Origin of the sequence: Paeniglutamicibacter sp. ORCA_105, from assembly GCF_045798545.1 — a bacterium.
In the GTDB taxonomy this organism is placed as follows: domain Bacteria; phylum Actinomycetota; class Actinomycetes; order Actinomycetales; family Micrococcaceae; genus Paeniglutamicibacter; species Paeniglutamicibacter sulfureus.
Map to the genome: position 1 here is coordinate 107,344 of NZ_JBIXLM010000003.1, position 14,489 is coordinate 121,832.

The following is a 14,489-nucleotide window of genomic DNA, read 5'->3' on the forward strand; positions in this document are numbered from 1 at the left end:
GCAACCCTGCCACCGTGTATCCGGGACCCAGCTTAGCGAGCAATGCGACCCGGGCCACAATTCGGCCGCGGAACCGTCCGGTGACCAGTAAAGACCCTTGGCGGGCCGCGAGGCCCCGGCGTAGGGTGGGGAACAATCGTCCCGACCCGCCAGGAACGTCCCGACCCGCCAGGAAGAGATACCGATGCCCACTGTCGCCGAAACCATGATCGCAACCCTCAAGGCCAACGGAGTCAAAAGGATCTACGGGGTGGCGGGAGACTCACTCAACGGGCTCACCGATGCCATGCGCAAGGACGGGTCCATCGCCTGGCTCCCGGTGCGGCACGAGGAGACCGCCGCATTCGCCGCCGGTGCCGAGGCGGAGATGACCGGCAACCTCACGGTGTGCGCCGGAAGCTGTGGCCCGGGAAACCTGCATTTGATCAACGGGCTCTACGACGCCAACCGCAACCGCGTCCCGGTGCTGGCCATCGCGGCGCACATCCCCACCGGCGAGATCGGCAGCAACTACTTCCAGGAGACCCACCCGGCAGAGCTCTTCCGTGAGGCCAGCGTGTTCTGCGAGACGGTCTCGGCCCCGGAGCAGATGCCGCGGCTGCTGGAAATCGCCATGCGCACCGCGATCGAACGGCGCGGGGTCGCGGTGCTGGTCATCCCCGGGGACGTCGCCCTGGCCGAGGCCAAGGGCACGCGCGCCTCGGTGCTCAACGCCAGCCGCTCCGCCGTCCTGCCCCACGCCGAGGACCTGGCCCGGGCGGCCGAGCTGCTGAACGCAGCCAAGCGGGTCACCATCCTGGCCGGCGCCGGCGTGGCGGGGGCCCACGCGCAGGTCATGGAGATCGCAGGTCTGCTGGGCGCCCCGGTGGTGCACGCGCTGCGCGGCAAGGAGCACATCGAGTACGACAATCCCTACGACGTCGGGATGACTGGCCTGCTCGGGTTCGCCTCCGGGTACCGGGCCATGGACGCCGCCGACACCATCCTGCTGCTGGGCACCGACTTCCCCTACCAGCAGTTCTACCCGCAGGATGCGAAGATCATCCAGGTCGACGTGCGCGGGGAACAGCTGGGGCGGCGCACCCCGATCGACGCGGGGCTGGTCGGCACGGTGGCCGACACCCTGGAGGTGCTGGCACCGCTGCTGGAGCGCAAGGCCGACACCACGCACCTCCAGGACGCGCAGAAGCACTATCGAAAGACCCGCGAGAAGCTTGACGACCTGGCCACCCCCTCGCGCCGGGGCGCGAAGATCCATCCGCAGTACGTCGCCCGCACCCTGGACGAACTGGCGGACGACGACGCCGTCTTCCTGGCCGACGTCGGATCCCCGGTGGTCTGGGCGGCCCGCTACCTCACCATGAACGGACAGCGCCGGCTGCTGGGATCCTTCAGCCACGGCACCATGGCGAACTCAATCCCGCAGGCCATCGGAGTCCAGGCCTCGAACCCGGGCCGGCAGGTGGTGACGCTTTCGGGCGACGGCGGGCTTGCCATGCTCATGGGCGATTTGCTCACGCTGGTCCAGTCGAAGCTGCCGGTGAAGATCGTGGTCTTCAACAACTCGTCACTGAACTTCGTGGAACTGGAGATGAAGGCCGCCGGGTTCGTCACCTTCGCCACCGACCTGTCCAACCCCAACTTTGCCGACGTCGCCACGGCCATGGGCATCCGCGGGTTCCGGGTGGAAAAATCCAAGGACCTGCCGGATGTCCTGCGCGAGGCCCTGGCCCACGACGGACCCTCCCTCATCGACGTGGTGACCGATCGGCAGGAACTCTCGATGCCGCCGGCCGTCACCGCGGAGCAGGCAAAGGGCTTTGCGCTCTACGCCGTCCGCACCGTGATGTCGGGAAAGGGCGACGAGCTGCTGGACCTCGCGGCCACCAACTGGCGCCAGCTCTTCTAGAAATATGTATGGGGCCGGAACATCGGCGCAGCCCCCAAGGCCGGGCAGGCTTGCCGATTCCCCTAGGTCGGTTCGAAGCCGGCCGTCTTCCCACCGCGGTGTACGGCCAGAACAATTCGCGCTCCATGGCAGGCATGTCTTTTTGCCGTCCAGATTGGCGCCGTCCGGATTTGGCCGATGGCTACCGAGTTGCTGGTGCCCCATTTGCGAACCCACTCCGGCCAGAGCCGTCATCCAGGCCGATCCGCGATAGGTTCCCGCTCCGGCATCGAAGGGGTCCCATCGCAACATTTACTGACCTTGAGTCAGAACTCTTGCGTTAATCGCAAACATGAGTCTAGGGTTGCACCATGCCCGAACCAGAGAACATCCCCTCGGGGATAGCCGAGCGCATCCGCGAGGCCATCCGCAACACCGGCCTGCCGCAGCGCAAGATTGCACGCCGGACGGGATTCGAAGAGTCCAAGCTGTCCAAGTCGCTCAGCGGCACCAGGAAATTCACCAGCGAGGAAATCGTCCTGTTGGCAACCGTGACCGGCGTGACGGCCAATTGGCTTATCACCGGTTCGGATGCGGCGCAGACACCTTCCGCGGCACCACCGGCAGACATCCTTCCGAAGCGTCACCGGGAAGACGAAAAGCATGCCCAGCGCCGTCGAAGCATCATTGAACGTGCCTGGTGGCTGTTTTCCGAACAAGGCTATGCAGCGGTGCGCATCGCAGACATCGCCAAGGATGTCGGTGTCAGCACGCCAACGGTGCATTATTACTTCCCATCAAAGCAGGCCCTGTTTGCCGAAACCCTGCACTATTCGGTAAAACTCGCCTACGACCGACAGGTTGCCGGGTTGCAGCCGATCACCGATCCGGTGGCACAGCTCAAGCGCCTTGTCGAGCTCCAGCTTCCCCTCGGGGCCGAAGGGCGCGCCGAGTGGTCCATCTGGCTGCAGACCTGGACCAAGCTCGCCGTTAGAGAGGGAGGGCTCGACACCCATTCCCCCGGCTACCGGCGCTGGACCTCGACTGTGCATGACATCATCTCCGCCGGACAAAAAACAGGACACTTTGTGACCGTCGATGCCGGCACCCTAACCGCCGAGCTGACCGCCATGTTCGACGGAATGGGAATCCAGGTCTTGACAGGAAACCTGACTCCAAGTCAAATGTTCGCAAATATTTGCGGTTTTATCGACCGCACCATCATCCAACAGCAAGGAGCGACATCATGAGTCGTAAAGTCATCGTCACCTGCGCCCTCACGGGGGCCGGAGACACGACATCACGGAGCGAGCACGTTCCGGTTTCCCCGGACCAGATCGCTGCCGACGCCATCGCCGCCGCCCGGGCCGGGGCCTCAGTGGTGCACATCCACGTCCGGGACATCGCAACGGGCCAAGGTTCCCGCGACGTGGCCCTGTACAGGGAGGTCGTGCGCCAGGTGAAGGCCTCGGACGTGGACCCGGTAATCAACCTCACCGCAGGAATGGGCGGGGACCTCTTCATCGATCCTGCCAACCCCACCGTGCACATGCCGGGCACCGACCTGGTTTCCGGGCTGGAGCGCCTGGCCCACGTCGAGGAACTGCGCCCCGAAATCTGCACCATCGACTGCGGTTCGCTGAACTTCGGCGAAGGCTCCCAGCTCTATGTCAGCACCCCCGACATGTTGCGCGAAGGCGCCGCACGGATCCGGGACCTCGGGGTAAAGCCGGAGATGGAAATCTTTGACACCGGCAACCTGTGGTTTGCCAACGTCATGGTCGAGGAGGGCCTCATCGCTCCCCCGCCGCTTTACCAGATCTGCATGGGCATCCCTTACGGGGCACCGACCGATCCCGGCCTGCTGCAGGCCATGGTGAACATGCTGCCCGATGGCGCCCAGTGGACCTCGTTTGCCATTGGCCGCAACCAAATGCCGTGGGTCGCGCAATCGGTACTGCTCGGCGGCCACGTGCGCGTGGGCCTGGAAGACAACCTGTACCTGTCCAGAGGGGTCAAGGCCACCAACGCTCAGTTGACCGAACGCGCCATCACGATCGTTGAATCGATGGGCCACTCGGTGGCCACCCCGGACGAAGCCCGTGACATCCTCAAGCTCGATAAGGCGGCCTAAGCATGGTCACGTACCCCAAGTTCGAAGACATCTCGAGTGTTGCCTGCGTTGGCGTGGGCACCATCGGCGGCGGCTGGGCCGCCTACTTCCTGTCCCGCGGCCTGAGCGTCCGAGCGTGGGACCCCTCCCCTGATGCCGAAGCGAAGCTGCGCAGACTCATCGACGCGGCCTGGCCGGCGTTGACCGCGCTCGGTCTTGCCGAGAACGCTTCCAGGGACAACTTCACCGTCCACGCCGACTTGAACGAGGCTGTTCGCGGAGTCGGGTTCGTCCAGGAGAGTGCACCGGAGAATCTGGAGCTGAAGCAGGACCTGCTGGCACGGATCGCCGAGGCCGTCTCCCCCGAGGTGGTCATTGGTTCCTCCACGTCCGGATACGGGATGACCGAGATGGCGCAGAAGGCGGAGGACCCGTCCCGTCTTGTCGTTGGCCACCCGTTCAATCCCCCCTACCTGATCCCCCTGGTCGAGGTTGTGGGAGGTCTGCAAACGGACCCACAGGCCACGAACTGGGCCTCGGGCTGGTATGAATTCATCGGGAAGTCGGTGATCACCATGGATCGGGAGGTTCCCGGATTCATCGCCAACCGGCTGCAGGAGGCCCTGTGGCGCGAGGCTTTGCACATGGTCGACAACGGCGAGGCCACCGTCGAGCAGATCGACCTGGCAATCACCGACGGCCCCGGACTGCGGTGGCCGCTGCAAGGACCCATGCTCACCTTCCACCTGGCCGGAGGCGAGGGAGGCATGGCACACATGCTTGACCATTTCGGCCCGTCGCTCAAGTCCCCTTGGACACGCCTGGACGCGCCCGAACTAACCGCCACGTTGCGCCAGGATGTCATTGACGGGTGTGACGACGAGGCCGCGGGGCGTTCCTTCGGCGAACTGATAGCCCAGCGCGATGCGGCGATCATTGCCGTTCGCCAGGTGGTGGAGACCATCCGGAGTCCGCAGGGGGTGCAGGCGAAGTGAGTCTCGATCCGTATCGTTGCACGGTGCCGGCCGAGTGGATCGACTACAACGGCCACATGTCCGAGGCCTTCTACGTACTGGGATTCGGTGATGCGACCACCTCGGTGATGAACGCCTTGGGCCTGGACGAGGGCTACCGCCGCTCCAGCGCATGCTCCCTGTACACGGTTGAGGCGCATGTGCGCTACCTGCGGGAGGCTTCCCTCGCCGAGGAACTGGAAATCACCACCTGCATTGTCGCCGCCGGACCCAAGAAGCTGCACCTTGCCCACGAGATGCGCCGAGGATCGGAGCTCATCGCCACGGAGGAAATACTGGGACTCCACGTGGACCAGGGCACCGGCGCCACGACGCCCTTCCCGGCCGACGTCCTGGCCCACATCGCCGCCCACGAGCACAGGACCCCCGATTGGAGTGGCCGATCCATCACTGCATGAATCCTTCGCGCCCTTCACGAGAATCGAGTACGTCTTGAATTCCCACGAATCACCATCCAAACGAACGCCGGGCACCACTCCCAGCCGCCGCGCAGTCCTGGGCAGCGGCATGGCCCTGGGGCTGGGATTGCTGCTCACCGCCTGTGGTTCCTCCGGCGTCGCGTTGCAAAAAGCGCCCACCGGCGACCCGGTCCGCGGGGGTTCTCTGCGGGTGGGCCTGGCAGGCGGCGGGGCCGCAGACACCCTCGACCCCCATTCCCCGGTCAGCACCACGGATATCGCCCGCGTGGTAAACCTGTACGAGTCGCTGCTTTACCGCGACGAGAACTTCGAGCTCAAGCCGTTGCTGGCCCTCAGCGCCGTCCCCGATGCCACGGCCCTGGTGTGGACCGTCGCATTGCGGCCCGGGGTGAAGTTCCACGATGGACGCCCTGTCACCGCCAAGGATGTCGCCGCTACCTTTGCCCGGGTCACCGACCCCGATGACCCCAAGAGCGGGGCCGCGGCCCTGACAATCCTCGACGAGGTCAAGGTCATCGACGACCTGACGGTCGAATTCAGGCTCAACACGCCCACCGCCACCTTCGACGACTCACTGGGGCAATATGCGCTGGGCATCGTCCCGGAGGACTTCGATGTGCAGCACCCGATTGGCACCGGGCCATTCAAGGCTTCCAGCTTCGATCCCGGACTCCGGTCGGTGTTCGTACGCAACGATGCGTACTGGCGGGAGCACGAACCGTACCTGGATGAGCTGACCATCCTGAACTTCTCGGACGACGACGCGATGCTCAACGCCTTGCTGTCCACCCAGGTCGATGCCATCGGCCAGATCCCGCTGGCCCTGCTGGAAGTCATCTCAGCAGATCCCCGCATCAGTATCCTGAACTCCGAAACCGGCGCCTGGCTGCCCTTCACGATGCGCACCGACAAGGCCCCGTTCGACGATGTCCGGGTCCGCCAGGCATTCCGCCTCGCGGTGGACCGGCAACAGATGATCGAACAGGTCCTGAGCGGTAACGGCTCCCCAGGCAACGACCTCTACGCGCCTTTCGATCCGGGCTACGCGAAGCAGCTCCCCCAACGCACCCAGGACATTGGCAAGGCCAAGGCACTGCTTGCCGAGGCCGGCTTCTCCAACGGGCTGGACATCGAATTGGTCACCGCACCAATCCAGGCCGGCGCCGTGGAAGCGGCCCAGGTATTCGCCCAACAGGCCCAAGCGGCGGGGATCCGGGTCAAGATCCGTCGCGTGGACACCACGACGTTCTTTGGTGATGATTACCTGTCATGGACGTTCGCCCAGGACTTCTGGTACACGCGCAATTTCCTGCCCCAGGTCAACAACAGTTCACTGCCGACCAGCCCGTTCAATGAAACTCATTGGGACGACCCGGAGTTCTTGGAGCTGATCGAGTCCGCCACCACCGAGGTCGACGAAACCAAGCGCAACGCGCTGATCACCAAGGCGCAGCAGATCGAGTACGAGCGCGGCGGATACATCATCTGGGGCCATCCCAACCAGGCGGACGCCTACCAGAAATACGTGGCGGGGCTGATTCCAAACAAGACCGGCCTGGCCTTGTCGGGCTTCGAATTCCGCCGCGCGTGGATCGGGGTCACCAAATGATCGCCCGCATGATCGCCAAACGACTGCTGGTCAGCCTGGCCATCCTCTTCATCGTCTCCTTGCTGGTGTTCGTGGCCACCCTGCTGCTGCCCGGCGACCCCGCCCAGGCAATCCTGGGCCAGCAAGCCACGCCCGAACGGCTGGCCGCGCTGCGGGAGCAAATGAGCCTCAACGACCCGGCGTGGGTGCGCTACTTCACCTGGCTCGGCGGCCTGCTCACGGGCGACCTCGGATACTCGGCTGCCACCGGCGGCCCCGTCACCGCCCTGCTGTCCGACCGCATCGAATCCTCGCTGGTGCTCATGGGCCTTGCCGCACTGATTTCCATTCCGGTCGGCATCGTCGTTGGCACGTTCTCCGCCCTGAAGCGTGGACGGGCCTTCGACAACGCCAGCACCGGCGTTTCCCTGGTGTTGGCGTCCCTCCCCGAATTCGTGATTGGAATCGGGCTGGTTGCGTTGTTCTCGACCACCGTATTCAAGGTCCTTCCCTCGGTGACCATGGCCCCTCCCGGCGAGGCGGTGTGGAACCACCCGGTTCAACTGGTCCTGCCCACGGTAACGCTCGCGCTGGTGGTGACCCCGTACATTGTACGGATGATGCGCGCCACGATGCTCGAGGTGCTGGATTCCGGGTTCGTGGAAATGGCGCGTCTCAAGGGCGTGCCCGAGCGCCAGGTGGTGCTGCGGCACGCGGTGCCCCACGCATTGGCCCCCGTCGCCCAGGTCATCGCAATCCAGCTGGCCTGGATGGCCGGCGGCGTGGTCGTGATCGAATTCCTCTTTAGGTACCCCGGCATCGGCCAGGCGCTGGTGGATGCGGTGACCAACCGCGACGTGCAGGTGGTGCAGGCGCTGTCCATCCTGATCGCCGCGGCCTACATCGTGGTGAACCTGCTGGCCGATCTGGTGGGAATCCTCACGAATCCGAAACTACGCACGGAGAAGGCCAAATGAGCACCGTCGATGATGTCGTTGAAGCAAATGTGTCACGCTCCCGTCCCCCTCGACTCCTCGCCCGAATGATGCGTCAGCGCCAGGCCAAGGTCGGCCTGGTGCTGACGGTGGCCGTGTTGCTGATCGCTCTGGCCGGGCCGCTGCTGCTGCCCTGGCTGACCGGGCATACCAGCACCGAATTCACGGGACGCCCGTTCACTCACGTGGGACTGTTCGGCACCGACAACTTGGGCCGAGATGTGCTCTCTCGCTTCCTGGACGGCGGACTGCGATTGATCGCCTACTCAGCGCTTGCCACGGCGCTGGGCATGGTCATCGGTGTCGCCGTGGGAATGACCGCGGCCTATTCCCGCGGACGGGTCGATGCGCTGATCATGCGCGGCAACGACGTGCTTCTGGCCCTGCCGCAGCTGGTCTTCGCGCTGCTGGCCATTACCGTGCTCGGCCCGCAGGGCTGGGTGCTCGTTGTGGTCATTGGAATCACCCACGCCCCGCGCATTGCCCGAGTCACTCGTTCGGCCACCGCATCGGTGATCACCGAGGACTACATCCGGGCCAGCGAAATGTACGCGGTTCCCAGGTACAAGATCCTGCTCACCGAGGTTCTGCCAAATATCACCGGCCCATTGATGGTCGAACTCGGGTTGCGCATGACCTACTCGATTGGCTTTGTCGCGGCGCTGTCCTTCCTCGGGCTGGGCATGCAACCACCCACCGCGGACTGGGGCCTGATGATCAACGAGAGCCGGATCGCCCTGGTCATCCAGCCCTGGGGCGTACTGCTGCCCGTTGCGGCCATCGCAGTGCTGACTGTGGGCACCAACCTCCTGACCGACTCGCTCGCGCGGGCCTCGGCCAACATGAATGCGGGGAAATGACAATGACCACGATCGTGGAGAACGACATCGCGGCAAGTGCGCTGTGCGCCACCGACCTGAGGGTGCAAACCGATGCCGGGGAGGAAATCCTGCACGGGGTCAGCTTCACCCTGGCGCCGGGCCGCATCCTGGCCTTGGTCGGTGAATCCGGCTCAGGCAAGACAACGGCCGGACTCGCATGCATGGGGCATTTCCGCAAAGGGCTGTCCAAGGGCACCGGCACGGTGCGCCTGGGCAGCGGGGACCACGGAAACATCATGGATCTGCCCGACGCCCAATTGCGGCGCCTGCGTGGCAAGGTGATTTCCTACGTGCCCCAGGACCCGTCCCTGTCGCTGAATCCGTCCATGCGCATCGGGGAGCAGATTGCCGAAACCCTGCGCGTGCACCAAATCGGCGCCACCGATTCCGAACGCCGGTTGCGGGTTAGTGAAGTGCTGGCCGAGGTCGGCCTGGCCAATGACCCCGCCTACCAGCGGCGCTACCCCCACCAGCTATCCGGAGGACAACAGCAGCGCGTGGGCATTGCGATGGCCTTTGCCTGTCGGCCGTCGGTGATCGTGCTTGACGAGCCGACCACCGGCCTGGACGTCACGACCCAGGCCGTGGTGCTGCAAACAATCGGCGAATTGGCCGAACGGCACCAGGTCGCCGGGCTCTACATCACGCACGACCTGGCCGTGGTCGCAGAGATCGCCGACGAGGTCGCCGTCATGCTCGAAGGTGACATCGTGGAGCACGGAGCGACCGACCAGGTGCTCTTCGCCCCGCGACACGGATACACGCGCAGACTGCTCGCCGCAGTTCCTGATCTCGCCGGCAAACGCCGGGTGGGCCAGGTGGAGGCAATCACCGGAGAACAGCCGTTGGTCGTCGCCGGCCCCCACGGCGTGCCGGACACCACCGGCTCCACACCGCTCGTTGACGACGCCAAGCCCTTGCCCGGCACCCTGCCACGGCCAGCTTCCGTTGCGGTGGCGGCTCGTCCGCTGCTGCAACTGAGCGACCTGGCCCTGTCATATGGCAAACACGCGGTTCTGGACGGGATCGATTTCCAGTTGCTGGAGGGAGAGTCAATGATGCTGCTGGGCGAGTCGGGGTCCGGCAAGACCACCCTCTCGCGCTGCGTGGCCGGGCTAAATGATGCCTACACCGGTTCGATCGAGCTTTTCGGAGAGAGGCTGGCCACCGGCACGCGGATGCGGTCATCCGAGGACCGGCGGCGGATCCAATACATCTTCCAGTCGCCATTCTCATCACTGAACCCGCGTCGAACCATCGCCGATTCGGTGGGTGTCCCATTGCAGATGTCGGGAATCAACGACAAGCGCAAACGCCGCGCCTTGGTCCGTGAAGCCTTGGACCAGGTAAAGCTCGGCGAACGCTACATGGAACGCCGTCCCGGAGATCTCAGCGGCGGTGAACGCCAGCGCGCGGCGATTGCCCGTGCCCTGGTCAATGCCCCCTCGCTGCTGGTCTGCGACGAGATCACCAGCGCCCTGGACGTCTCGGTGCAAGCCTCGATCCTGGATCTGTTGCGCACGCTGCAGACCGACCACAACATGTCGATGCTTTTTGTCACGCACAACATCGCCCTGGCCCGGCATATTTCCCAGCGTCTTGCCGTATTGCAAAAGGGAAAGATCGTGGACATGGGCACTACCGAAGAGGTGCTCAACAACCCGCAGCACCACTACACGCAGGAACTGCTGGCCAACGTCCCGGCGTTCAAGTAAGGGAGAACATGGACACGTCACGTGAAAAACCCCGGACCCGCCACAATGACGGGCTGCCACAGCCCGGGTTCGAGATGCTGTCAGGAGTCTTCGCCCGGCACCTGGCAGCGGCCGAAGGCGGCATGGCCTTCTGCGTGTACCGAGAGGGCAAGCCCCTGGCCCGGTTCTACGGCGGCACCACGGTCAAGAACGGTGCCACCCCCGCTTCGGGCACCGGAATTCGTCAGGCGTGGTCCGAAAAAACCATGGCAGTCTTGTTTTCCGGCACCAAGGGCCTGATGGCCACCATTGCCGCGATCCTGATTGATCGGCGCGTCCTGGACCCGGAAGCCACCGTCGCCTCGTACTGGCCCGAATTCGCGGGGGCCGGCAAGCAGGATGTCACCGTCGCCCAAGTGCTCAGCCACACCGTTGGCCTCGTCTTTGTCGACCCGGACCCCGACGATAGCCTGCGATACGACAACCGGGCCGTGGCAGCGGTCCTGGCGGCTCAGTCGCCCTTGTGGGAACCGGGCACCAAGGTCGCTTACCACGCACTGACCTACGGGTACCTGGCGGCCGAGCTATTCTTCCGCGTAACGGGAAAGAGCCCGGGTGAACTGGTTGGGGAATTGCTCGCGGTGCCGCTGGACCTGGACATTCACTTGGGTCTACCCGAATCACTGGACGGGCGACTGGCCACCATTTTCCGGTCGGAGAATTATGCGATCTCCACGTTCCTGCAGGATCCGGAACGGCGGAGGATCGTGGATCGGATGTACGCGGGCTCCCTCACCGGAATCGGCGATCCGTTCAATTCCGTGGAAATGAGGCGAGCGGAGATGGCCTCCGGCGGAGGCATTGGCACCGCCGATGCAATGGCATCCCTCTATTCCCAACTGGCCAGGCCACTTTCACCGCTGTTGTCCGCCGGGGCCCTGGCGTCCTCCACTGCGACCTGGTCCGAAGGCGTAGACGCAGTCAATGACCGGCCACTGCGCTTCGGGCTTGGCTATGAGTTGGCCGATCCCCTGGGAACCTATGGCCCAGTCGCCCCGGCCTTCGGGCATTCCGGTGCCGGTGGCGGATTGCATGGGGCCTGGCCGGGAAAGAACATAGGATTCTCGTTCTTGACCAACGAAATGCTTGCCGAAGACCAGGACCGCCGGGCCAAAGACCTGCTGGGAGCCCTTGCTCGCATTGTCTGACCCCGATCCTTGGATGCCCGAAGGTATCGAGCGGGAGACATCGGGGGCATCCGCAGCCGAACAGGTGGTGAATGGCACCCTCTCTTTTTTGGCTAGCTACGTTGCCCGATCGCGGCAACCGCACCGGCGCGCAGGGCGGCCACCGCCGCGTCGGTCTCTTCCTGGATGAGGTCGGCGTTGACCATGGCGCCCACGCGCAGCCCGTCTGCGGCCGCCATCATCACCTGGGCCATGGGGTCACGGGTGTTCCCCGCCGCCCACAGACCCGGGATTTCCGTCTTGCCCATTTCGTCGGTGGCAACGTACGTGCCGATGCCCGACGGGTGTGCCGTCGCCTCCAGGCCCAGCCCCGACAGGGCCGGGACCCCGGCCGCGAAGTGCGGCATGACGACCAGGGCATCGACCGACTGCTCGACTCCGTCCCGGAAGACCACGTGGGACAGGTGGTTGTCGTTGCCGCGTACTGCGATGATTTCCCGAGGCACGACGCCGATGCCCCGTGCCTCCAGCTTTTCCCGCTCGATCGGATCGAATTCCCGCTCCGGCGCGGTGTACAAGGTGACGCGATCGCTCAACTGCCTGAACATCAGGGCCTGATGGACGGCGAAGGGGCTGTCCAAGACGGCAATGTCCTGGTCCCTGACCTCCCAGCCGTGGCAATAGGGGCAGTGCAACGCGTTCTTCCCCCAGTACGCCTCCAGTCCCTCGACTTCCGGAAGCGTGTCGCTGACCCCGGAGGCGAGGATGATCCTGCGGGCGGCGAGCATAGTCCCGTCGTCCAACTCGATCCCGAACCCGTCGGCGTTCCGCCGGGTCGCCGAAGCGCGGGCGTCGCGGAACCGGACGCCGTAGCCCTCCGCCTCTTTCCGTCCGAGGGCGAGCAGCTCGCGCGGCGGCAGTCCGTCGCGCGTGAGGAAGTTGTGCACGCCCTCGGCCGGGGCGTTGCGAGGTTCCCCGGCATCGATGACGACGACGCTGCGGCGCGAGCGTCCCAGCGCCTGGGCTGCGGCCAGTCCCGCCGCTCCCCCGCCGATGATGGCCACGTCGAATGTATCCGGCGTCGTGTTCATGGTTCATGCTCCCTGGTTCGTGTTTTCACCGGGGAAATCCGGTGCACCACCCAGCATGGACCCATCCCCCAACTTCTGGCAATCATTTTTGCCGTTATGGCAAAATGGGACCATGGAACAAGACATGGACAGCACCCTCGCACAAGTGGGGCCCCGGCTGCGCAGCCTGCGGAACGGCAGCAACCACACCCTGCAGGAGCTCTCGGCGCAGACCGGCATCTCGGTCAGCACCCTCTCCCGGTTGGAATCGGGCCAGCGCCGGCCCACCCTGGAACAGCTCTTGCCGCTGGCGCGCGCCCACGGCGTGCCCCTGGACGACCTCGTGGGAGCTCCGGCCACCGGGGACCCGCGAATCCATATCAAGCCCATTGTCCGCCACGGCATGACCATCCTGCCGTTGAGCCGCGGGTCCGGCGGCGGCCTCCAGGCGTTCAAGCACGTGATCCCGGCCGGCAAAACCGTTGCCGACCCGCCGCTGGCGACCCACGAGGGCTACGAATGGCTCTATGTCCTGAAGGGCAACCTGAGGTTGCGGCTCGGGGACCACGACCTGGTGCTGCCCGCCGGAGAGGCAGCGGAATTCGATACGCACACCCCGCACTGGTTTGGGCTGGCGGACGGGCAGGGCGTGGAGTTCCTCAGCCTCTTTGGCCCGCAGGGCGAACGCATGCATGTTCGGGCCAGGCCAACACGGAAGACCCCTGCGGTTTCCTAGCACGCCCGGCGGGTCGGGCTGTCCTGCCGGCCCACGTCTGCTGAAAGTCAGGCGCACTAATATGGGCTCACTTCGGTGCGGTGCCGGGCGGGCCGCTGAGCACGGTGGGGACGTATTCGAGCAGCTGAAGCCGTCCGTCGAAGGTTCTGCTGTCCACCATTTCGAGTGCCACGTCAGGATACCCGTCGTAGATGCGTTCCCTCCCGGTCCTGCCCGTGATCACGGGAAAAACGACTAACCGGAAGCGGTCCACGAGTCCCGCGGTCAATAGCGACCGGCTCAGGCTGAGGCTACCGAGGGTGCTCATCGGCCCGTTGCCGCTCCGTTTCATCTCGGCCACGGCCTCGACCGCGTCCCCGCCCACCAGCCTCGAATTCGGCCAACTCAGGGGCGCCCGCAGGGACGAGGAGAAGACGACTTTGGGCACGTCGGCAAGGCCCGTCAGACTGGCGGCTTCGGTCTCGGAGAATCCGGAATCCGCGGCCGCCGCCTCCTCTGACATGGCGGACATCAACCGGTAGGTGTTCGCGCCGAGGAGGTAGGTGTACTGCTTCTGCCCTTCCCGCTCGAGCCAGGCGAGGTATTCCGGTGCCTCCAGGCCCCACCAGCCGGGCCATCCCTCGGCCGATGCGTATCCGTCCAGGGAAATGATCAGGTCCACCATCAGCTCCGCCGACGACGCCTCGGCCGTAGTCTCGCCCATGACGTTCTCCCCCGATCCAATCGACGTAGCCCTTTGCCGGTCCCCTCTTCCGAGGACGGCCATTTCGTTTTCGGGCCTCACCGGCACCGCGACAATCGGGTGCTCTGTCGGTGCCCGTGCCAGCAATGCTAGGCCCGGTCCCATCTGAGTTCAAGGGGTCGGCGAGACTCATCAAAAGTGC

13 protein-coding genes are annotated in these 14,489 nt (G+C 65.1%); 11 read left to right on the forward strand and 2 right to left on the reverse strand.

The window, feature by feature from the left end; translation table 11 throughout:
- Window positions 1-184 precede the first annotated feature (184 nt).
- From poxB to ACIPUB_RS02530, 10 genes are all read left to right on the forward strand, one after another.
- Window positions 185-1,909: a ubiquinone-dependent pyruvate dehydrogenase gene (gene poxB, locus ACIPUB_RS02485; protein WP_407605922.1), complete on the forward strand. Its 1,725-nt coding sequence runs from the start codon at window positions 185-187 to the stop codon at window positions 1,907-1,909.
- A 350-nt stretch (window positions 1,910-2,259) separates the two neighbouring features.
- Complete coding sequence (locus ACIPUB_RS02490; protein WP_310287716.1) at window positions 2,260-3,138, forward strand: TetR family transcriptional regulator C-terminal domain-containing protein; 879 nt, start codon at window positions 2,260-2,262, stop codon at window positions 3,136-3,138.
- The gene (locus tag ACIPUB_RS02495) at window positions 3,135-4,022 is read left to right on the forward strand and encodes a 3-keto-5-aminohexanoate cleavage protein (protein WP_310287720.1); all 888 of its coding nucleotides are present in this window, start codon (window positions 3,135-3,137) and stop codon (window positions 4,020-4,022) included. Before ACIPUB_RS02490 ends, ACIPUB_RS02495 begins: the two co-directional genes overlap by 4 nt.
- Before the next feature lie 2 nt (window positions 4,023-4,024).
- Window positions 4,025-4,996, forward strand: a complete 972-nt coding sequence (locus ACIPUB_RS02500; protein ID WP_407605923.1) for a 3-hydroxyacyl-CoA dehydrogenase NAD-binding domain-containing protein — start codon at window positions 4,025-4,027, stop codon at window positions 4,994-4,996.
- Window positions 4,993-5,433, forward strand: coding sequence for a thioesterase family protein (locus ACIPUB_RS02505; protein WP_407605924.1), 441 nt, complete (start codon window positions 4,993-4,995; stop codon window positions 5,431-5,433). The genes ACIPUB_RS02500 and ACIPUB_RS02505 overlap by 4 nt, the downstream gene beginning before the upstream one ends.
- 109 nt (window positions 5,434-5,542) lie before the next feature.
- Entirely contained in the window at window positions 5,543-7,063 is a 1,521-nt protein-coding gene (locus ACIPUB_RS02510; RefSeq protein ID WP_407605957.1) for an ABC transporter substrate-binding protein, read from the forward strand.
- Between the two features lie 8 nt (window positions 7,064-7,071).
- Complete coding sequence (locus ACIPUB_RS02515) at window positions 7,072-8,019, forward strand: ABC transporter permease (protein WP_407605925.1); 948 nt, start codon at window positions 7,072-7,074, stop codon at window positions 8,017-8,019.
- Window positions 8,016-8,897 carry an ABC transporter permease gene (locus ACIPUB_RS02520; RefSeq protein WP_310287728.1) on the forward strand — a complete coding sequence of 294 codons (882 nt, stop codon included), beginning with the start codon at window positions 8,016-8,018 and terminating at the stop codon, window positions 8,895-8,897. Before ACIPUB_RS02515 ends, ACIPUB_RS02520 begins: the two co-directional genes overlap by 4 nt.
- A gap of 2 nt (window positions 8,898-8,899) precedes the next feature.
- Complete coding sequence (locus ACIPUB_RS02525; RefSeq protein ID WP_407605926.1) at window positions 8,900-10,633, forward strand: ATP-binding cassette domain-containing protein; 1,734 nt, start codon at window positions 8,900-8,902, stop codon at window positions 10,631-10,633.
- An 8-nt stretch (window positions 10,634-10,641) separates the two neighbouring features.
- Window positions 10,642-11,820, forward strand: a complete 1,179-nt coding sequence (locus ACIPUB_RS02530) for a serine hydrolase domain-containing protein (RefSeq protein WP_310287733.1) — start codon at window positions 10,642-10,644, stop codon at window positions 11,818-11,820.
- A gap of 92 nt (window positions 11,821-11,912) precedes the next feature.
- On the opposite strand, the gene ACIPUB_RS02535 is transcribed toward ACIPUB_RS02530, so the two are convergent.
- Window positions 11,913-12,890, reverse strand: coding sequence for an NAD(P)/FAD-dependent oxidoreductase (locus tag ACIPUB_RS02535; protein ID WP_407605927.1), 978 nt, complete (start codon window positions 12,888-12,890; stop codon window positions 11,913-11,915).
- Window positions 12,891-13,002: 112 nt separating this feature from the next.
- On the opposite strand from ACIPUB_RS02535, the gene ACIPUB_RS02540 reads away from it, so the two are divergent.
- Window positions 13,003-13,605 (forward strand): XRE family transcriptional regulator, encoded by a 603-nt coding sequence (locus ACIPUB_RS02540; protein WP_310287738.1) that lies wholly within the window; start codon window positions 13,003-13,005, stop codon window positions 13,603-13,605.
- A gap of 67 nt (window positions 13,606-13,672) precedes the next feature.
- Here the strand turns inward: ACIPUB_RS02540 and ACIPUB_RS02545 are convergent, their stop codons facing one another.
- Window positions 13,673-14,308: a dihydrofolate reductase family protein gene (locus ACIPUB_RS02545; protein WP_310287741.1), complete on the reverse strand. Its 636-nt coding sequence runs from the start codon at window positions 14,306-14,308 to the stop codon at window positions 13,673-13,675.
- Window positions 14,309-14,489: the final 181 nt, after the last annotated feature.

Bases quoted from the DNA above. Each gene is read 5' to 3' on its own strand.
- poxB (WP_407605922.1), top strand. From the start codon at position 185: ATGCCCACTGTCGCCGAAACCATGATCGCAACCCTCAAGGCCAACGGA.
- ACIPUB_RS02490 (WP_310287716.1), top strand. From the start codon at position 2,260: ATGCCCGAACCAGAGAACATCCCCTCGGGGATAGCCGAGCGCATCCGC.
- ACIPUB_RS02495 (WP_310287720.1), top strand. From the start codon at position 3,135: ATGAGTCGTAAAGTCATCGTCACCTGCGCCCTCACGGGGGCCGGAGAC.
- ACIPUB_RS02500 (WP_407605923.1), top strand. From the start codon at position 4,025: ATGGTCACGTACCCCAAGTTCGAAGACATCTCGAGTGTTGCCTGCGTT.
- ACIPUB_RS02510 (WP_407605957.1), top strand. From the start codon at position 5,543: ATGGCCCTGGGGCTGGGATTGCTGCTCACCGCCTGTGGTTCCTCCGGC.
- ACIPUB_RS02515 (WP_407605925.1), top strand. From the start codon at position 7,072: ATGATCGCCAAACGACTGCTGGTCAGCCTGGCCATCCTCTTCATCGTC.
- ACIPUB_RS02520 (WP_310287728.1), top strand. From the start codon at position 8,016: ATGAGCACCGTCGATGATGTCGTTGAAGCAAATGTGTCACGCTCCCGT.
- ACIPUB_RS02525 (WP_407605926.1), top strand. From the start codon at position 8,900: ATGACCACGATCGTGGAGAACGACATCGCGGCAAGTGCGCTGTGCGCC.
- ACIPUB_RS02530 (WP_310287733.1), top strand. From the start codon at position 10,642: ATGGACACGTCACGTGAAAAACCCCGGACCCGCCACAATGACGGGCTG.
- ACIPUB_RS02535 (WP_407605927.1), bottom strand. From the start codon at position 12,890: ATGAACACGACGCCGGATACATTCGACGTGGCCATCATCGGCGGGGGA.
- ACIPUB_RS02540 (WP_310287738.1), top strand. From the start codon at position 13,003: ATGGAACAAGACATGGACAGCACCCTCGCACAAGTGGGGCCCCGGCTG.
- ACIPUB_RS02545 (WP_310287741.1), bottom strand. From the start codon at position 14,308: ATGGGCGAGACTACGGCCGAGGCGTCGTCGGCGGAGCTGATGGTGGAC.